Raw genomic sequence first — 19698 nt, 5'->3', positions numbered from 1 at the left:
GATGAAGAGGATTATTTTAAGCCTTGCTTTTGCTTTTATTAGTCTTTTTGCTCAAAGTCCTTATGATTTAAAAACACTTAAAACGAAAGAAAATTCTTTAGCGAAGGATTATTATATTTATAGACTTTTTGAAGAAAATAAAATTTCAAAGCAAGAAGCAAAGACTTTGCGTCCTCATATCTTTCGTTATGCTGGCAAACTAAGAAAAGAACTTGAAAAATTTGTTCCTACTCGTGCTTTTGTTGATCCAAAATATGTCAAGTGCTTCAATTACACCAAAAGCACCATTTTAGATGCAAACGCGACCTGTCAAATTTACCGCCTTAATTCCCTTGCTTTCATATCAAGTCTAAGTGAGCAAACAAGAAATACTCTAGCTTATAATTTAAAAAACCATAGGGATTTAAGTTTACTTCTAAGAGCTTTTAATCAAACAAATGCTCTAAATTTCTTGATCGAAAATAACAATACAACTCATTTTGTAAAGGTATATAATCATTTCAACACTCCTGATATAAGCTTAAATAAGGACTATGTTAATGAACTCGCAAAACAAAAATCATTTAATAATTTTTCTCAAAAACTTATCATCAAACAAAATCTTCCTAAGCTAAGAAGCTCCTTTCTTCTTATTGATCCTCAAAACACGAGTGAAGAAACAGCCTTTCATCTAGGTGTAAATGCACTTACTTTAAATGAAGAAATAAAGGCTGTAAATTTCTTCCAAAAAGCCTATGAAAGCTTTAAAATGCAAAGTAAAAAAGATAATGCCTTATTTTGGGTATATCAAATTTCAAAAGATGATAAAAAACTAGAACTTTTGAGCAAAAGCTCTTCTTTAAACATTTATAGTATCTATGCTAAGGAGCTTAAAAATGTGGAAATCAAAGAATTTACCATTCTAAAAGCTAAGGATAAAAAAAATGATTTTAACATGAAAGATCCTTTTTTATGGCAAAGTTTAGCTAAAAAGATTCAAAATGCTGGAACAAAAGAGCTTGAAAAAATGGCTGGGGAATTTAACAGCCAAGATACCTTACCTATATATGCTTACATACTTGAAAGGGTGGATAATTTTAGAAAAAATTATTTTATTATGCCCTATTTTGAATATCTAAAAGATTATAACATTCCAAGACAGGCTCTTATTTTGGCTATCGCAAGGCAGGAGAGTAGATTTATCCCAAGTGCTGTTTCTACTTCTTATGCTCTTGGTATGATGCAATTTATGCCTTATGTGGCTACGCATATTGCCCAAAAGGAACTAAAGATAGAAAATTTCGATCCTGATGAAATGTTTGAGCCAAAAACAGCGTATTTTTTTGCTAATCATCATTTAGACTATCTTGAGGCAAGACTTAAAAATCCTGTATTTATAGCCTATGCCTATAATGGAGGTATAGGATTTACAAACAAAATGCTTAAGGGTTCTTTTTTTAAACCGGGTAAATTTGAGCCTTTTTTATCTATGGAGCTTGTGCCTTATCAAGAAAGTAGGAACTACGCAAAAAAGGTTTTGGCTAATTATATTGTGTATCGACATCTTCTGAACGATAATATAAAGATTTCGAGTATTTTTGAAAGTTTAATTCAAAGCACTGAGAATTGATACAAATCTTTGTTTTCAAGGTTTGAAGATCTTTATTCGAAAAGCTAGCCTTAAAATACTTTGCATGAGTATTTGTGATAAAATATTTCAAAAGTTCGTTATTTTCTTGTATAGGCTCTATTTTTGCCTTTTCACTACCCATATAAATATCAAATGAATGAATTTCAAATTCCTTTGGTGCAAGGCTTAAGACAAAAATTTCATCTTTTTCGTATTCTTCTAAAACAGGGTTTATATAAGTCATGATTAAAACAGCATTAAGATCCTTTTCTAGAATTTTATTTTTTTGGGTATAAAATAAGGCTTGGTGTCTAAGATTTTTAAGCGTTTCTTCTTGGTTTTTATTTGAACAAGCACAAAACAAATAAGAAATAAGAAATAAGAAAAAAATTGATCGTTTTTTCATATTATTTTCCACATTTTTTATTTATTATTATAAGCTTTTAAACTCTATTTTTGCTTTAAAATACTATAATTTTGAAAAAATTTACTAGGTTAGTGATGAAAAAACTCGCAATGGCATTTAGCGGACCTTCAAATTCAGGCAAAACAAGCCTTATTGAAAAGCTTGCAAAGCATTTTATAGATGAGGGGCTTAAGGTTGTTATCTTAAAGCATGATCCAAGCGATAAGGCAAGTTTTGACACGCAGGGTAAGGATAGCTTCAAATTTTTTCAAAGTGGGGCTGATACTATGGTGCTAAGCCCTACTCGAACAACTTTTTTCTCGCATTCAAGCCTAAGCTTAGAGCAGTGTTTTAAAATGGCTGGCGAGTTTGATTTGTTTTTAGTTGAGGGGCTTAAGAGCCTTGATTTACCGCGTATAAGTGTTTTTTGTAAAAAACTTGATGAGAGTTATTTTGCTTTTTCGCAAGCCATTGCAAGCTATGAAAAGCCAAATGATGAAAGGCTTTTTTGGCTTCATTTAGATGATATAAAGGGTATTTGCGAGTATATTTTAAAAAATGCTAAAAAAATAAAGGATTAAAAAATGACACAGCTTTTAGAACATATCAAAGAAGCCGTTTTGCAAATTTCAAAAGAGCTTAAATTTCCAGATACAAGCTATTTGAGCGGACAAAATAAAACAGGAGACACCCAGCTAAAGCTTGATGTAAAAAGCGATCAAATCATCACCGAAATTTTAAGCAAATGTCCCAGCTTAAAGGCTTTGATAAGTGAAGAAAAAGAAGAAGCCCTAGAGCTTAATGCTAATGCTAAATTTATCGTTGCTTATGATCCGCTTGATGGCTCTTCTTTGGTTGATGTTAATTTTGCAGTGGGTAGCATTTTTGCCATTTATGAGCAAAAAGCAAGCGCCAAAGCCTTAAAAGCTGCTGTTTATAGCATTTATGGACCTCGCCTTGAGCTTGTTATTTGCGAGGATTTGCCAAGACTTTATAGGTTAAATTCTCAAAATGAATTTGAGTTTATCAAAGAGCTAAGGCTTGAAAATAAAGGTAAGCTAAATTCCACCGGTGGCACGCAAAAAAACTGGAGTAAAGAGCATAAGGCTTTCATTCAAAGCCTTTTTGATGAGGGCTATCGTTTGAGGTATTCAGGTGCTATGGTGAGCGATTTGCACCAAATTTTATGCAAGGGTGGCGGACTTTTTAGCTACCCTGCGACAAGTGATGCACCAAGGGGTAAATTAAGAGCGTTTTTTGAGGTCTTTCCCTTTGCCTATATCTTTGAAAAAGCTGGAGGCAAAAGCAGTAATGGCGAAAATTTATCCTTGCTTGAGCTTGAATTTGATGAAATTCATGCTACAACGCCTTGTTTTTTTGGCTCAAACTATGAAATTTCAAAACTTTTAAAGGCTGATCAATGAGCGCAGTAAAAGATCAATACGAACAAGAAATGGACAAGCAAAAAGAAATTTTAATGTCCTGCCAAAGCTCTAAAAATCTTAATTCATGTTATAATTGCGAGCTGATTTTTGAGTGTGATACGCGAAAAACTTATGTTGATGCAGTTTATAATAGCATGTCAAAGGGCAAAAACGAAGGTGGCTTTGACTTTTAAGCTTTTTAAATTTAACTTAAGGAAATGATGATGAGATATTTAACTACGCCAATTTATTATGTCAATGATGTGCCACACTTAGGACATGCTTATACAACGATAATTGCCGATACTCTAGCAAGATTTTACCGCTTGCAAGGCGAGGAAACGCTTTTTTTAACAGGTACTGATGAACATGGACAAAAGATAGAACAAGCCGCAAGTCAAAGAAATTCAAGCCCCAAAGAATACGCCGATAAAATCAGCCTTGAGTTTAAAAAACTTTGGGACAAATTTGAAATAAGCTATGATATTTACGCAAGAACGACAGATCAAAGGCATATTGATCTTGTTAAGGCTATGTTTTTAAAAATGTTTGAAAATGAAGATATTTACAAGGGAGAATACGAGGGGCATTACTGCATTTCTTGCGAAAGCTTTTTTACCAAAACTCAGCTTCATGTCAATGAAACTTGCCCTGATTGTGGCAAGGCTACAAATTTAGTCAAGGAAGAAAGCTATTTTTTTAAACTCTCAAAATATCAAGAAAAAATCCTAAAATGGTATGAAGAAGCTGATCCGATCTTACCTAAAAACAAAAAAAACGAGCTGATTAATTTCGTTCAAAGCGGGCTTAAAGATCTTTCTATCACAAGAACAAGCTTTGATTGGGGGATAAAACTTCCTCAAAATTTACAAGATGATAAGCATGTTATTTATGTTTGGCTTGATGCTTTGTTTATTTATGTCAGTTCTCTTGATTATTTAAATTCAGGAAAAAATGCGAAATTTTGGCCTGCACACATTCATTTAGTGGGCAAAGATATTTTGAAATTTCATGCGATTTATTGGCCTGCTTTTTTGATGAGTGTTGATTTACCCTTGCCTAAATTTATCGCAGCACATGGCTGGTGGACAAAAGATGGCGAAAAAATGAGTAAATCAAAGGGCAATGTCATCAAGCCTAAAGAAGTTGTCGATGCTTATGGAATGGAAGCTTTTAGATATTTTTTATTAAGAGAAGTTCCCTTTGGAAATGACGGGGATTTTAACGAACAAGCCCTAATCAACCGCATAAATTCAGAGCTTTCAAACGAACTTGGAAATTTACTCAGTCGTATCGTGGGCATGAGTGCAAAATATAGTGATAACAAAATATCTTGCAAAGATATTCACACCTTTTTTCAAAGCGAACTTGAACTTTGCAAAGAATATCTTAAAAACGCCATAAATCACATAGAGCAAGTACAAATAAACAAATACCTAGAAGAGCTTTTCAAAGCCTTGAGCCTAGCAAATTTAAGCATAAGCAAATACGAACCTTGGAATCTCATCAAAAACCAAGAAACACAAAAGGCAAATGCCCTAGTAGCCTTATGTGCAAATATCTTAGCTAAGGTTTGTATTTTGCTCTCCCCTACTCTGCCAAAAAGTTGCGAAAAAATAGCTAAGGCTTTAAATTTTGAGCTTAATACCTCAAACTATGTAAATTTGGTGCTTAATGATGATTTGTATGATTTTGAAACCACAAGTTGTGAGCCTTTATTTATAAAGATCGAAAAACCTTTACTTGCACAAGCTGTAAGCATAGAAAAAGAAATAAAACAAGAAAGTCCAAAAATAAAAATCGATGATTTTGCTAAGATTGAAATCAAAGTTGCCTTAGTTAAAAACTGCGAAAATATCAAGGGTAGCGAAAAGCTTTTGCGTTTTGATCTTGAGCTTGAAAATGGCGAACAAAGGCAAGTTCTCTCAGGCATAGCTAAATTTTACAAACCTCAAGATCTTATCAACACGCAAGTTTGCGTGCTGACAAATCTTAAAAAAGCTAAAATTTTTGGCTATGAAAGCGATGGTATGATTTTAAGTGCAAAAAGTGGGGATAAGCTTGTGTTGATAAGTCCTAAAGAACTCGTGCAAAATGGCTCTTTGATAGGCTAAAGTTGAATATCTCAAATTTAAACGAGCTTTTAAATACCAAAATTATTAATGAAGGAAGCATAAGCTCTGTTCTTGGCTTTGCTCTTGATATCGAAGACATTAACGCAGGTTTTGCATTTTTTACTAATGACAAAGAAGAAGCAAAGCTTGCTGTGGATAAAGGGGCTTTTTGTATCATCAGTTCTTCTAAGCTAGAAGCTGTTGATAAAGAAGTATTTTACTTACAAAGTGATGATTTAGAGCTTGCTTTGCTGAGGCTTTTAAGGTTTTTAAGCGAAGAAAAGGAACTTAACTTTATTCTTTGTGATAGGCTTGAGCTTTGCTTTGCTGAGGCTTTTGCTTTTAAAAGCTTAAAGGGCAATGTTTTTCAAGATTTTAAACTTCTAACAAAGGCAAAAAATAAGTCATATTTTTTTTGTGATAAACAATCATATCTTTTAAAACTTTGTGCAAATTATAAAACTCTTAAAAATGCTTCTTTTGAGCTTTTAAACGACTCAAGTTTGTTTTTTACTTCTATACTTTGCGAGGGTGAGTATTTTAAAAATTTAAAATTTCCTTATATTTATGCCAAATTTTTTGCTAATTTTGTTCATTTTTTTAAACAAGAACAACTTTCTTATAATTTCAGCGATAAAAAACTTGATTTTTTAAAGATATTTTTTGTCGATACACATAACCAAATTTGTGCATTTGGCACAAGCACAAGAGCCTTTTTACTTGCCAAAGATGAGCTTCATTTTGATTTTATACAAGAGCATTTTAAGCAAATTAATGGCTTTAAAACAGCTTTAAAAAATTCTTTATTTTGTGATTTTTCATATCAAAATTTAGAAAAATTGATAAACTATAAAGACTTTAAGTATTGCCTAATCTTAGAAAACGAAGATGATTTTTTATCCGCCATTCTTTCGCAACCAAAAGAAAAAACTCTTTTTTAATTTTGTTTATTTACATTAAAAATTAATATTATTTTATATCATTTTAAGTTTTCTTAAAGTAAGATAAAGCTTTTTAAAATTTTAAGGAGTAAAACAATGAAAATTACAAAACTAAGTATAGCAAGCATTTTCTTGCTTGGAAGCTTTACAACAGCAAATGCTTTAGCTCTTGAAGATGCTATTAGAAATGTTGATTTTTCCGGTATGGCAAGATACCGCTATGATACGGGAAGATGGAGCAATCTTACAACCTTTGATCCAAGCACTGCAGGAGCTATTGGGGGACAACAACAACACGAATTTAAAGCCCAATTGGGTTTTAATGCTCATATTGCCGATGAATTTAGGATCTTTGGACAACTTCAATACGATCCAATCTATGAGGGTGGATATGGTGTAAATAACAATAGAGCAGATACGAGCAAAAGCCTTGTTTTTCGTCAAGGATTTTTTGAATACATTAACCAAGATTACGCTATTTCAGCACTTATAGGTCGTCAAGAACTAGGCACTATATGGACTGATGATATGGTTGGGATTGCTGGAAAATTAGCTGTTGAATACATTGATGGCACGACTTTTGGAGCATTTTGGATTGATGGCTTTGAAGATGATACTGATAGAAGTTTTATGAACTATGATGATGAGGATGGAAATTCAGTTCAAACGCAACTTGGAAGAAAAAGCAATCCAAGCGATTTTCTTTTTAGACAAAATATGTATGGTGCTATGTTCACGGGATCGTATGACTTAGGTGGTGCAAGCTTAGATAGCCAACTTTGGCTTGCTTATCTTAACAAAAGAGCCACTCTTTATGCTGCTGATATAACTTATAGTTTAAATGTCGATGAAGAGATAGTATGGGGCATACAAGCAAGCTATCTTGGAAACTCAGTACATACAAATTTAAAAACATATTTTACAAACCAAAACAACGAAACAACTATTGATAATGGAACACTCATATCGCTTAAAGGCACTTTAGAAGGATACGGCTTTGATGGTACTTTGGGCGGACTTCGCTATGGTAAAAAACAAAAATTTACACTCAATACCATAGAAGATCTTGGAGCAGCCGGCGTTGATGCGGGTAAGGAAATTTTTTATACTAAGGGTGCTTACTTAGCTACTGCTCTTGGAGAAAGCACCTTTGCTTATATGGGTGCTGGATATACTTTTCCGGGAAATATCAGACTAGGCGCTCAATACATCTTTGGAGGAACTAAAATTGGAACTACTAATGGTTATGAACAAGGTGGAGGCAAAAAAAGAGAGCTTGTTGGTGAATTAACTTATAATTATAATAAAAATCTAAGCTTTAATGCTTGGTACTCAAATCTTACTCACAAAAATGATATGCCCGGAAGCGTAGATATGAGTAAAAATACTATCCAACTTGAAATTCTTTACGAATTCTAAACACAATCCTAGCACAAGCTAGGATTTTAAAGTTTTATTCCCTCAAGTCTTAAAAGATACCTTTTTATGTCAAGTGAGTTTTTTAAAGCACTTGTATAACCTCCAAGCGAATTAACCCCAACCACTCTATGACAAGGCACAAAAATAGGTAATTGATTTTTAGAATTTGCATTGCCCACTGCCCTAAAGGCATTTTTATGCCCTATTTTAAGAGCGATTTCTTTATAAGTTGCCGTTTTTCCATAAGGAATTTCACATAGTGCCTTATAAACCTTTGCTTCAAAGCCATTTCCTTGCTCTTTTAAAGGAAGTTTAAACTCAAAAAGCTGTCTTTTAAAATACATATCAAGCTGATAAAAAGCCTTTTCTAACAATTCACAAGAATTTTCTTCTTCTTGCTTTTTTTCGCAAAATTCAGCACTAATAAGTGCTTGTGTATCACTTTTTAACAAAATATAAGAAAACTCACATAAATAATACAATTTAAACATATTTTTTCCTTTTTATTGCTACAATTATAACAAATAAATTAAAAGGAGTTAGAAAATGAGTTTCATGCAAGAATATGAAAAGTTAAAAGCAGAACGAGAAAGTTTAGGTATTCCTCCACTTCCATTAAATGCAGAGCAAACCAAAGAACTTTGCGAGCTTTTGAGTAAAGAAAAAGATGAAAATTTAGCCTTTTTACTTGAAAATCGCGTGAGTCCGGGCGTTGATGATGCAGCCTTGGTTAAATGCGAGTTTTTAGATAGCATTTTAAAGGGCAAGATAAATTCTCCATGTATAGACAAACAAAGAGCGTTGAAAATGCTAGAAACCATGCTTGGCGGTTATAATGTCAAGGTTTTAATCGACGCTTTAAAAGATGAAAGCATAGCAAAAGACGCAGCCAATGTGCTTAAAAATATCATTTTCGTGCATGATAATTTCAATATCATCGCCGAACTTAGCAAGAGCAATGCTCACGCAAAAGAAGTTTTGCAAAGCTGGGCAGAGGCTGAGTGGTTTGAGAAAAAAGAAAAACTCCCTGAAGTCATTAAATGCGTGGTTTTTAAGGTAGCTGGTGAAACAAATACCGATGATTTAAGCCCAGCCGGTGATGCTTTTACAAGAAGTGATATACCCTTGCATGCAAATGCTATGCTTAAGGTGCGTCAAGCAGGATCTTTAGAAAAGATCAAAGAGCTTAAGAAAAGCGGTCGTGAGGTCGTATATGTAGGCGATGTCGTAGGAACAGGCTCAAGTAGAAAATCAGCTATAAATTCTATACAATGGCACTTAGGCAAAGAAATCAAAGGTGTTCCAAACAAACACAGCGGTGGTATTGTTATGGGAGCGACCATAGCACCGATATTTTTTAACACAGCTCAAGATAGTGGTGCTTTGCCTATAGTTTGCGATGTAAGCAAGCTTGAAATGGGCGATGAGTTTGAAATCCACCCTTATGAGGGAAAGATCATCAAAAACGGCGAAGAAATCGCTAAATTTAACCTCTCTCCAAACACCATTTTAGACGAAGTTAGAGCAGGAGGAAGAATTCCTCTTATCATAGGTCGTGGGCTTTGTGCTAAGGCTAGAGAAGTTTTAGGGCTTGGACATGAAAATATCTTTATCAAACCAAAACAACCAGAAACAAGCAGCGGTGGCTATACTTTGTCTCAAAAAATGCTAGGACGAGCCTGTGGCGTTGAGGGAGTTAGAGCTGGCATGTATATAGAGCCACTTACGCTAACAGTTGGCTCTCAAGATACCACAGGACCTATGACTAGAGATGAGATCAAAGAGCTTGCTTCGCTTGGTTTTAATGCTGATTTTGTTATGCAAAGCTTTTGTCATACTGCTGCTTATCCTAAGGTAAGTGATTCAAATTTACACAAAACCCTGCCAAATTTCATGACAAGCAGAGGCGGTGTAAGCTTAAAGCCGGGCGATGGAGTCATTCACTCATGGCTTAACCGCTTTGTTTTGCCTGATACGGTTGGTACAGGCGGGGATTCGCATACTCGTTTTCCTATCGGCATTTCTTTTCCAGCAGGCAGTGGGCTTGTCGCCTTTGCAGCAGTAACAGGCTCTATGCCTTTAAATGTGCCTGAAAGCGTTTTAGTGCGTTTTAGTGGCGAGCTTCAACCAGGAGTTACCCTAAGAGATCTTGTTAATGCTATCCCTTATTATGCGATCAAAGATGGACAACTCACAGTCGAAAAGAAAAACAAAAAAAATATCTTCGCAGGCAAAATCCTAGAGATAGAGGGCTTGCCAAATTTAAAAGTCGAGCAAGCTTTTGAGCTAAGCGATGCGAGCGCTGAAAGAAGTGCGGCTGCTTGTAGTGTTGATTTAAGCATTGAAAGTGTGAGTGAATACATCAAATCAAATATCACTCTTATCGAAGCTATGGTAAAAGCAGGCTATGAAAACAAAGCCACCCTTGAAAGAAGGGCTGAAAAAATGAGAAAATGGCTTGAAAACCCTACCCTTTTAAAAGCCGATAAGGACGCAAAATACGCCTATGTGCTAGATATCAACCTAAATGAAATCAAAGAGCCTATCCTAGCTTGCCCAAATGATCCTGATGATGTGGCAACCTTAAGCGAAATTTTAGCTGATCCTAAAAGAGCAAAACACATCGATGAAGTTTTTGTTGGCTCTTGTATGACAAACATCGGTCATTATAGAGCCTTAGGCGAAATTTTGAAAAACAAAGGCATGCTTAAAACAAGACTTTGGGTAGTGCCACCGACAAAAATGGACAAGGCTCAGCTTACAAGCGAGGGTTATTACAGCGTATTTGGTGCTGCTGGCGCTAGGATAGAAGTTCCGGGCTGTTCGCTTTGCATGGGAAATCAAGCACGCGTAAATGACGGAGCCATAGTCTTTTCAACCTCGACAAGAAATTTTGATAACAGAATGGGAATGGGCGCTCAAGTTTATCTTGGTAGTGCCGAGCTTGGTGCAGTTTGTGCTATTTTAGGGCGTTTGCCAAGTACTGATGAGTATTTGCAAATCGTAAAAGATAAGATCAGCGATGAAAATAAGGCAAATATTTACAAGTATCTAAATTTCAACGAGATCAAAGATTTTGAACTTGAAGAATAATAAATCTTTATAAGCTAAGGATAAAAATTGAAAAAAATATGGCTTTTATGTTTATTTATATTTTTTTGTAAGGCTGATGAATGCGAGTTTTTATTGCAAAACAAAAACACGCCTGTAAATAAAGAAATTTTAGAAGCTGCTAACAAATGTCAAAAATCCTTAGCAAATCAAAAAAGCACTCAAGCACTTTTTAAGCTTGCTAATGAAATTCGTGGCTCAAATAGTGCTTGTGCCGGTATTCACTATCTTTCAAATTTACAAAATTTCAAGCTAAAATTAGCCAAAATTTCCATTGAAAAAACAAATTTTGAAAAAAGAGAAAATTTAAAGGCTTTGCAGGATTATTTTGAGTATTGGGCTTATCAAAGCGTTGGAAATTTCAAGCTTTATAAGGATTTTTATAACGAATACGAAAAAGCCAAAGCACCTTTAAATGCATTCTTTCAAAAAGAGCTTAAACTAAGCTCTAAAGATGCTAAAACTTATACCGAAAATGCCCTAAACGAGTTCTTTTTATGGGCTGTTGGAGAGACAAAAATTTTTAAAAGTCTAAGTGAAATTCAAAGAGTGGTTACTCGCAACAGCCTTAGTGCCTTAAGAAACTATATTTACGCTAACACTCCTGATAGTACTGAACTCAGCCTCGCTTTAAGAGCTGGACTTTTAAACAATGTAAACCTAAGCATTATCAAAGAGCTTTTAAATTTTGGAGCAAAGATTGATGAGGGTTATGAAAGTGCCTTATTTTACGCACTTTTTAGTCTTGAAAATACAAAATTTCTTTTAGAACAGGGTGCAAATGTTAATTATGCTAATTCCTTTGGAAAAACACCCCTATTTTATGCCGTAGAATTTAACCTCAAGCAAGTTAGCGAGCTTCTCATTTCAAAAGGAGCAAATGTTAATGCCTTTTATATCAACAAAAACGAAAAGCTAGCCTTAAGTGCGAATGTTGGAGATAGCACGCCTTACTATATCACACTTTGTGCCTTAGAGCATACTTCAAAAAATGTCCTCATGCACGCCGCAAGCTTTAGCGATACTGAAATTTTAAAGCTTTTAGTGGCTAAAGGAGCTGATATAAAGCGTGTTGATGATCTTGGTTTTAACGCACTTGACTTTGCCCTAGCAGCTGGCAAAAAAGAAAATGCTCAGTATCTAAAAAGTCTTGGACTTAAGGAAAATGAGAATTTATTTTATGAGGGAAGTTTGGAATGAGGGCTTAAATTTCAAATTCAAAACACTTATTTTTAAACGCTTACTAAAATTTCAATAAACTTAAAGGCACACCAATGACGCTCCTTTGTTTGAACGAAAGGGATTTTTTAAATCCTTATTATTACAAAAAAGCCTTAGAGCAAAAAGAATTTCACGCCTTTTGCAAGGCTTTAAAAAGCTATAAAGAAAATCTTACAAATTTACAAGATCAAAACGAAGACTCCTTAGTTGCTAATGCCCTAGTTCCTTTTTTAAAGGCTCTAAGCTTTAAAACAAATATTAAATTTAAGCAAAGTGGCAAAAGCGAGCTTGATTTAGCCCTTTTTAAAGAGGATTGCCCTGTAAATACTGCTAATATCGAAGTTTTTATAGAGGCTAAAAAAGCTGATAGTAAAGAGTTCATCACTCAAGATGATATAAAGCGCAAAGCCTTGCACGAAAGCATTTTATATTATCTTCGTTTAAGAGAAGCAGGCAATACCAGCCTTAAATTTATCATTATCACTGATTTTTATAGCTTTTATATCTTTGAAGCCTTAGAGTTTAAAAGGCTTTTTGAAGAAAGCAAGTATTATAAAAAGCTTTTTAAAGCCTTTCAAGATCCAAGTTCTCTTTTTAAGGCAAACACAGATGAGTTTTATAAAGAAAGTGAGAAAATTTTAAACTCAGCTCAGTATAAGGCAGATTTTAAATTTAGAAAAAATGATTTATTTGTAGAGCCCACTATAAAAGCACTTTTTATTGATTTTAAGCCCCTTTTTAAAAAGGATATTCAAAAAGAGCTTCTTACAAGGCCTCAAGCTTTAAAGCCTTATTTTAAGGTTTTTCACAAAGATTTCTTATTTGATGAGTTTAATCCAAACGATGCCAATGTCTTAAATTTAAACTTCTACAATGAGCTTTTATATATCTTAGGGCTTTGTGAGAGCAAGGAAAAGGGTAAGATTATCATCAAAGAAAGCAAGGAAAGTAAAGAGCGACAAGGGACCTTATTTTATAATATCTCTTCAAATTTAAGCCCTGTAAATAAGGACTTTGAAAATGCGATGAGCCTTATTATCTTGTGGCTTAACCGCATTTTATTTTTAAAGCTTATTGAAACCAATTTAGTGCGTTTTAACAAAGATGAAAGCCTTAAGTTTTTAAACACTCAAAAGATTAAAGACTTTGATGATTTAAATGAGCTTTTTTTTGAAATTTTAGCCAAAGATTATGAAAGCAGAAATAAAGCTTCTATTTTTGCATATCTGCCTTATTTAAATTCTTCTTTATTTGAAAAGCAAGAATGCGAGAAAAACTTGCTTGAAATCTCAAGCCTTAAAAATAAACTAAGCCTAAATTATTATGAAAAAACAAATCTTAAAGATAAAAATTTAAAGGCAAAAAGCGGAAAAGTTGATTTTTTAGAGTATTTATTTGACTTTTTGGATAGCTTTGATTATGGTTTTACAGATGAAAAAGAGCTTTTTGCACACAAAGAATTGATTAGCTCAAGCGTCTTAGGGCTTGTCTTTGAAAAGCTAAATGGCTATAAGGATGGCAGTTTTTATACTCCGGGCTTTATCACTTCTTATATGTGTGAGCAAGGCTTACAAAGGGTGGTTCTAGCTAAATTTAATGAAAAATATAAATTTGAAGCAAAAGATTTAGATGAGCTTGACGAGGCTCTTTATAGAAGCTTAAAAAAGAGCGAGGATAAAACAAGGCTTAAAAAGGAGTTTAAAGAGCTTTTAAAAGGCATTAAAATCTGCGATCCAGCTGTTGGCAGTGGGCATTTTTTGGTCTCAGCTCTTAATGCTATGCTTGAAATTTATAGCAGGCTTAATTTACTTGAAAGAAAGTTCAGCATAAAAGCCATAAATGAAGAGCTTATCATTAAAAATCAAAATGAAGAGCTTGTAGAATACCAGCGTCCAAGTAGCGAAAATGAAACTCAGCTCATACAAAAAGAACTTTTTTATCTAAAACAAAGCATTATAGAAAATAATCTTTTCGGTGTGGATATCAATGCAAACTCATGCGAGATTACCAAGCTTCGCCTTTGGATAGAACTACTTAAAAATAGCTTTTATGAGGATCTAGCAAATTTAGACTTTCACTCTCTTAAGAGCTTGCCAAATATAGACATAAATATAAAATGTGGCAATTCTTTGGTGTCAAGATTTAAGCTTGATGATAAATTTACAAACAATAATATTAAATTTCAAGTGCAAAAATATAAAGATCTTGTCAAAGATTATAAAAATCCAGACCAAGCCCTTCATAAAACAAGCAAAGAAGAACTTAGAGCAAAAATAAAGGACATTAAAGCAGTTTTTAAACTTGAGCTTAAAAATCCCAAAGAAACAAAAAAGCTTCAAAAGGCTATTAATGAGCATAGAGAAAAATTTGGAACTTTTGAACTTGATGATAAAAGCTTACTTGAGTTAATTAGTGGATTAAATATAGGCGTAGATGGGGTTTTGTTTGAATTTGAAAAAGAGCTTTCCGAAAAAGAGCAAAAAGAAGCCATTGATTCTTCTTACAAGATCAAAGCTATGAGAGCTAAGATTGATTATGAACTAAGTGGGGAAAAATTTAAAGACGCTCTTGAATGGCGTTTTGAATTCCCCGAGGTCCTTGATGAAAATGGCAATTTCCTAGGCTTTGATCTTATAGTAGCAAATCCTCCTTACATAAGACAAGAAGAGCTTAAAGAACTAAAGCCTTTATTAAAAGCTTATAAGGTTTATAAAGGCACAAGCGATATTTACACTTATTTTTACGAACTTGGCTTTAATCTTTTAAAGGATAAGGGCATTTTAAGCTTTATCACTTCAAATAAATACACCAGGGCAAATTACGGCGAGGCTTTAAGGGAGTTTTTACTTAAAAATACCACCTTTTTAGAATACACCGATCTAAATGGCATAAAGATCTTTGATAGTGCCACTGTTGATACAAGTATCTTAAGCCTTTTAAAGCAAAAGGCTAAGAAAAGCTCTTTTAAATACCTAGCACCTAATTTACAAGCCTTGCAAAACTGCGAATTTAAACTTGGTGCTTTAAAAGAATTTAAGCTCTTAGAACAAACTAGCCTTTCTAAGCAGGGCTTTATCTTTAGCACTAATGATATAGCAAAGCTCAAGGCTAAGATAGAAAGGCTAGGCACTCCGCTTAAGCAGTGGGATATAAGCATAAATTACGGCATTAAAACAGGCTATAATGAAGCCTTTATCATAGATACAGCTAAAAAAGAGCAAATTTTAAGCTCTTGTGATGATAGCGAGGCTTCTTTGATAGCTGGGCTTAGTGAAAGAAAGAGGACAAGTAAGCTCATAAAGCCTATTTTAAGAGGTAGGGATATAAAAAGATATAGCTATGAATGGGCTGGGCTGTGGATAATTGGGACTTTTCCAGCTCTTAAACTTGACATAGAAGATTATCCAGCCTTGAAAAATTATCTTGCAAGTTTTGGTAAAAGGCTAGAACAAAGTGGAGAAAAAAATGTCGATAATGAAGGTAATAATGCGAGAAAGAAAACAAGCAATAAGTGGTTTGAAACTCAGGATAATATAGCCTATTATAAGGACTTTGCAAGGGAAAAGCTCGTTTATCCAAATATGGCAAAAGAATTTGTGGCTGTTTTGGATAAGGAGGGCTTTTTTACCAATCAAAAATGCTTTATCCTTACTCAAAATGAAATAAATCAAGATAGATTACTTTATCTTAGTGCTATGTTAAATTCGAAGCTAAATTTTTGGTATTTTAAGCAAATTGGTGCGACACTTGGGGCAAGTGGGTATGAAATGAGTAAAATTTTTGTTGAAAGATTACCTATAATCCAAAATATCCAAAAACCTATGCTAGAAAATATAGAAAAACTAGCAAGTGAAATTTTAGAGCTTAAAAGAAAGGATGCTAAGACTGAGACAAGAGAGCTTGAAAGAAAGCTTGATGATTTGGTGTATAAACTTTATGATCTAAATGAAGAAGAAAGAGCCTTGATAGAAGAAAGCTTTACAGAGAGAGAGAGAGAGAGAGAGAGAGAGCTGAAATTCTTGATAGTATTTATCATAAAATATCAAGCTTTCTTTCTTTTGAAAATTTACAAAGCCCTCTTTATGAGGGTAAGATCGTCTATCCTTGCATAATGGCAAAAGAGCCTTGCTTTGCCTATGAAGAAAAGGGCTTTTTCGCCCCAGCTCCAGCAAATATCATCACAGGCAAAGAAAGGGATATGAAGTATCTTACAGGACTTTTAAACTCACGCTTGATTTATTTTGCTATGCGTTCTTTTTATATGGGAGGAGGAATAGAAGGGGAGCTTAAAACAAATAATCTCTTAAAAATCCCTATCCCAAAGATAAATGCTAAAAACCAAAAAAGAGCTGATGAGCTTGTAAGCTTAGTGGGTGAACTTTTAAATTTAAAAGAAAAAGATAAAAAAGCAAATACCCAAGAGCTAGAAAGGAAAATTGATTTTTTAGTTTATAAATTATATAATTTAACAGATGATGAGATGAAAATTATAGAAGGAAAATAATGGCTATAGAAATAAATAATTTTATAATGCATTTAAATAATGGGAACCATACAAACGATTTTTCAATGTTTTTAAGTAATTTAGCAGATGATAAGAATTTCACAACAGTAATAGAATACGAAGATAAAATTATTGTTAATGAAGAAATTTTTATTATATTTAACGAGCCAATAAAAAATAAGCATTTTAATTTTTCAGATATTATTTTTAACAAAACAGTCACATTTCAAAGCAACATTGAAGATGGTTTGGAATTTAATCTTGAAAATACATATTTTGAAAAATTAAATATATTGGATTGTACTATTGATTATATGATATTTAGTGGCAAGATAAATCATATAAAAGAATTAAATATTAGTCAATGTAAATTGAAAGGAGTAACAATAAATTCAAATATACAAGGAGATATAAAATTTCAAAAATGTATTTTTGAAGATTTTAACAAACATAACTCCAGTAAAAATATAAAATTTATGGCAAATTTTGTGTTTGATTTTTGTGAAGTTGATAACATAGTAAATTTAATGAATTTTAATTTTGAAAATAGAGTTAGTTTTAAAATGTCTTATTTTAAAGATAATGTATATTTTAATAACTCTCATTTTGAATATTATGTTAATTTTCAAGAATGTAAATTTGAAAAAACTGCTAATTTTTATGGGGTAAAATTTGAAAAAATTCCAAATTTTACCCAAGCAATATTTAAAAAAAATTTAAATCTGATCAACACAAATTTAAATTTTACCTTTGATGACTTAGAGGAAAAAACTTACCAAGAATACGAAAATTTTAACAACAATAAAGAAGAAAAAGAGAAAAAAGCCTTAGAAAAATTTGTTAATGATTTTAGGGATTCTTTTAGGACTTTTAAAAATACTTTGATAAAAGATAACAATCTTTTAGATGCTTCAAATTTCCATAAATATGAGCTTTATTGTAAGGAGCTAGAACTTAGATGCAATTGGGACAAAAAGGGTAAAGATGTAAAAAACATGAAAGATGTGGAAAAAAATACTTTAAGATTTCGAGATTTTGTAGATTATCTACTCTTAGGATTTTATAGAAAATTATGCGATCATCATACAGACCTTTTAAAGGTTTTTAATAATCTTATATTGTTAATTAGCTTGTATGCTTTATTTTTTCAAGGTTTTGTTTGGCTTCACGACAATAAGATAAAGGATACAAAAGAGACTTTAACTTTATCTAAATTTTTTGATAATTTTCAGCCCTATATCGATATAGGAGCTTTTATTTTTATAATTCTTGGCGGTATTTTGATAGTATATAAAAATGTAGAATTTTTGAATTCTTTGTGTCTTATGACTAGAAAATATCTAGCAAAAATCCTTAAAAAAGAAGGTTCTATAAAGCTTGTGAAGAGCTTGGGGCAAAATTTATGGTGTTTGATAAAAGAAAATTTCATAAAGCTTGTGAAGATCTTGAGGCAAGATTTATCGTATTTAATAAAAGATTTAATTCTTATATTCTTTATTTCTTACATTTTTTATTGTTCATTAGGAATAATTATTGGATTTTTATTAAATCTGAATAAAGAATTTGGATATTCTTTACTCGTAAATACCTTATTTATTAGTTTGTATATTTGTTTAATTTATACCAAATCTTTATTTTTTGGTAGATATATAATACTTATTATCTCATATATAGGATTTTTTATAATACTCATAAAACGACCTGATATGATCCATCCTTTGATAGGAAAAATCGCAAATGAGAGTGATAAAAGCTTAACTGATCCAAGCTTGATAACATTAAATATATCTTATACTATACTTATAACCTTAGTTCTTTTTTCTCTTCAAAAAACCGCACGAAAAAACTCCATAGTGCCGAGTTGATTTAGTATATAGGCTTTGATTAAGTAAAGAAGAGATTGAAATCATAGAGCTTTAAAGCTATGAAATTCACAAAGTTTAAGCCGCTTCTGTGCTGGTTTTAAGCATAGCCTCTATACTAAGATGACCTAAGTTTTCTTCATTCTGTGCTCAATAAAATGCTAATTTTAGCTCTCAAAGGCTAAGCCTTATATCAAGTTTTTTAAATATAATGTCATTAAGTATAATTAGCAAATAAAATTATTACAAAAACCAAATTTAAAAGGATACAAAATGAAAACTGCTTTCATCACAGGGGCAAGTTCTGGCTTTGGGCTAGCCTGTGCTAAGGCTTTGGCCAAAAAAGACTTTAAGATCATAGCCCTTGCAAGAAGAAAAGAAAGGCTTGAGGCTTTGGAGGCTGAGTTTAAGGATCAAATTTATAGCCTAAATCTTGATGTAAGAGATAAAGAAGGCATTTTTAAGGCTGTAGAAAATTTACCAGAGGATTTTAAAAATATAAGCGTTTTGATCAATAACGCAGGGCTTGCCCTTGGGGTGCAAAAATTTGATGAGCTTAGCCTTGAGGATATAGAAAGCATGGTAGATACAAATATCAAGGGCTTTTTGTATGTGGCAAGGGCCATTATACCGCTTTTAAGAAAGCAAAAAAGTGCAAATATCTTTAATCTTGGCTCAGTAGCCGGACGCTATCCTTATCCGGGTGGTAATGTGTATTGTGGGACAAAGGCCTTTGTAAGGCAGTTTTCCTTAGCTTTAAGAAATGATCTAAGAGGCTCAAATATCAAGGTAACAAATATAGCTCCCGGACTTTGCAAGACCGAATTTAGCGAGGTTCGCTTTAAAGGCGATAAGCAAAAAGCTGATTTGGTTTATGAAAACACCAAATTTTTAAGTGCTGAGGATATTGCAGAGGTCATTTGCTCTATACTAGCACTGCCTGAACATATCAACATAAACGAGCTTGAGCTTATGCCTGTAACTCAAAGCTGGGATAATTTTTATATAGAAAGATTTTAAGCTTTATTTTATATGAATTTTAAAATTTTAAAAGCAAAATTTTTATATAATTTAAGCTTAATTAAAT

At 32.8% G+C, this 19698-nt stretch carries 14 protein-coding genes and 1 pseudogene; 13 read left to right on the top strand and 2 right to left on the bottom strand.

Annotation, left to right across the window (positions count from 1 at the left end; translation table 11 throughout):
• Position 1: 1 nt before the first annotated feature.
• Entirely contained in the window at positions 2-1609 is a 1608-nt protein-coding gene (locus tag DMB92_RS01810) for a lytic transglycosylase domain-containing protein (protein ID WP_142681326.1), read from the top strand.
• Here the strand turns inward: DMB92_RS01810 and DMB92_RS01805 are convergent.
• Positions 1521-2015, bottom strand: coding sequence for a hypothetical protein (locus DMB92_RS01805; protein ID WP_142681325.1), 495 nt, complete (start codon positions 2013-2015; stop codon positions 1521-1523). The two genes, DMB92_RS01810 and DMB92_RS01805, sit on opposite strands and share 89 nt — an antisense overlap.
• Positions 2016-2110: 95 nt before the next feature.
• Between DMB92_RS01805 and mobB the strand changes: the two genes are divergently transcribed.
• The 6 genes from mobB (at position 2111) to DMB92_RS01780 (ending at position 7913) form a co-directional block, all read left to right on the top strand.
• On the top strand, positions 2111-2596 hold the full coding sequence (gene mobB / locus DMB92_RS09130; protein ID WP_185900145.1) for a molybdopterin-guanine dinucleotide biosynthesis protein B: 486 nt from the start codon (positions 2111-2113) through the stop codon (positions 2594-2596).
• Positions 2597-2599: 3 nt separating this feature from the next.
• On the top strand, positions 2600-3439 hold the full coding sequence (locus DMB92_RS09125; protein WP_185900144.1) for a class 1 fructose-bisphosphatase: 840 nt from the start codon (positions 2600-2602) through the stop codon (positions 3437-3439).
• A complete protein-coding gene (locus DMB92_RS01795) occupies positions 3436-3633 on the top strand; it encodes a hypothetical protein (protein ID WP_142681324.1) in 198 nt (65 codons plus the stop codon). The genes DMB92_RS09125 and DMB92_RS01795 overlap by 4 nt, the downstream gene beginning before the upstream one ends.
• 30 nt (positions 3634-3663) lie before the next feature.
• A complete protein-coding gene (gene metG, locus DMB92_RS01790; RefSeq protein ID WP_142681323.1) occupies positions 3664-5553 on the top strand; it encodes a methionine--tRNA ligase in 1890 nt (629 codons plus the stop codon).
• A 2-nt stretch (positions 5554-5555) separates the two neighbouring features.
• A complete protein-coding gene (locus tag DMB92_RS01785; protein WP_142681322.1) occupies positions 5556-6494 on the top strand; it encodes a hypothetical protein in 939 nt (312 codons plus the stop codon).
• Between the two features lie 96 nt (positions 6495-6590).
• Positions 6591-7913 carry a major outer membrane protein gene (locus tag DMB92_RS01780; RefSeq protein ID WP_142681321.1) on the top strand — a complete coding sequence of 441 codons (1323 nt, stop codon included), beginning with the start codon at positions 6591-6593 and terminating at the stop codon, positions 7911-7913.
• A 26-nt stretch (positions 7914-7939) separates the two neighbouring features.
• On the opposite strand, the gene DMB92_RS01775 is transcribed toward DMB92_RS01780, so the two are convergent.
• Entirely contained in the window at positions 7940-8404 is a 465-nt protein-coding gene (locus DMB92_RS01775; protein ID WP_142681320.1) for a methylated-DNA--[protein]-cysteine S-methyltransferase, read from the bottom strand.
• Between the two features lie 55 nt (positions 8405-8459).
• On the opposite strand from DMB92_RS01775, the gene DMB92_RS01770 reads away from it, so the two are divergent.
• The 6 genes and pseudogenes from DMB92_RS01770 (at position 8460) to DMB92_RS01745 (ending at position 19631) form a co-directional block, all read left to right on the top strand.
• The gene (locus DMB92_RS01770; protein ID WP_142681319.1) at positions 8460-11006 is read left to right on the top strand and encodes a bifunctional aconitate hydratase 2/2-methylisocitrate dehydratase; all 2547 of its coding nucleotides are present in this window, start codon (positions 8460-8462) and stop codon (positions 11004-11006) included.
• Between the two features lie 27 nt (positions 11007-11033).
• On the top strand, positions 11034-12224 hold the full coding sequence (locus DMB92_RS01765; RefSeq protein ID WP_142681318.1) for an ankyrin repeat domain-containing protein: 1191 nt from the start codon (positions 11034-11036) through the stop codon (positions 12222-12224).
• Positions 12225-12298: 74 nt separating this feature from the next.
• A complete protein-coding gene (locus DMB92_RS01760; protein WP_142681317.1) occupies positions 12299-16357 on the top strand; it encodes an Eco57I restriction-modification methylase domain-containing protein in 4059 nt (1352 codons plus the stop codon).
• Positions 16336-16749, top strand: a pseudogene (locus tag DMB92_RS01755) (TaqI-like C-terminal specificity domain-containing protein); the annotation flags it as partial. The gene DMB92_RS01760 and the pseudogene DMB92_RS01755, both read left to right, overlap by 22 nt.
• Positions 16749-18614 (top strand): pentapeptide repeat-containing protein, encoded by a 1866-nt coding sequence (locus tag DMB92_RS01750; RefSeq protein ID WP_221886240.1) that lies wholly within the window; start codon positions 16749-16751, stop codon positions 18612-18614. The pseudogene DMB92_RS01755 and the gene DMB92_RS01750, both read left to right, overlap by 1 nt.
• A gap of 270 nt (positions 18615-18884) precedes the next feature.
• Positions 18885-19631 (top strand): SDR family NAD(P)-dependent oxidoreductase, encoded by a 747-nt coding sequence (locus DMB92_RS01745; protein ID WP_142681315.1) that lies wholly within the window; start codon positions 18885-18887, stop codon positions 19629-19631.
• Positions 19632-19698: the final 67 nt, after the last annotated feature.

The organism is Campylobacter sp. MIT 99-7217 (assembly GCF_006864365.1).
Taxonomy (GTDB): Bacteria; Campylobacterota; Campylobacteria; order Campylobacterales; family Campylobacteraceae; genus Campylobacter_D.
This window is presented reverse-complemented; position numbering and strand designations above follow the sequence as displayed.

Coding starts and splice junctions, on each gene's coding strand:
- DMB92_RS01810 (WP_142681326.1), top strand. CDS start 2: ATGAAGAGGATTATTTTAAGCCTTGCTTTTGCTTTTATTAGTCTTTTT.
- DMB92_RS01805 (WP_142681325.1), bottom strand. CDS start 2,015: ATGAAAAAACGATCAATTTTTTTCTTATTTCTTATTTCTTATTTGTTT.
- mobB (WP_185900145.1), top strand. CDS start 2,111: ATGAAAAAACTCGCAATGGCATTTAGCGGACCTTCAAATTCAGGCAAA.
- DMB92_RS09125 (WP_185900144.1), top strand. CDS start 2,600: ATGACACAGCTTTTAGAACATATCAAAGAAGCCGTTTTGCAAATTTCA.
- DMB92_RS01795 (WP_142681324.1), top strand. CDS start 3,436: ATGAGCGCAGTAAAAGATCAATACGAACAAGAAATGGACAAGCAAAAA.
- metG (WP_142681323.1), top strand. CDS start 3,664: ATGAGATATTTAACTACGCCAATTTATTATGTCAATGATGTGCCACAC.
- DMB92_RS01780 (WP_142681321.1), top strand. CDS start 6,591: ATGAAAATTACAAAACTAAGTATAGCAAGCATTTTCTTGCTTGGAAGC.
- DMB92_RS01775 (WP_142681320.1), bottom strand. CDS start 8,404: ATGTTTAAATTGTATTATTTATGTGAGTTTTCTTATATTTTGTTAAAA.
- DMB92_RS01770 (WP_142681319.1), top strand. CDS start 8,460: ATGAGTTTCATGCAAGAATATGAAAAGTTAAAAGCAGAACGAGAAAGT.
- DMB92_RS01760 (WP_142681317.1), top strand. CDS start 12,299: ATGACGCTCCTTTGTTTGAACGAAAGGGATTTTTTAAATCCTTATTAT.
- DMB92_RS01750 (WP_221886240.1), top strand. CDS start 16,749: ATGGCTATAGAAATAAATAATTTTATAATGCATTTAAATAATGGGAAC.
- DMB92_RS01745 (WP_142681315.1), top strand. CDS start 18,885: ATGAAAACTGCTTTCATCACAGGGGCAAGTTCTGGCTTTGGGCTAGCC.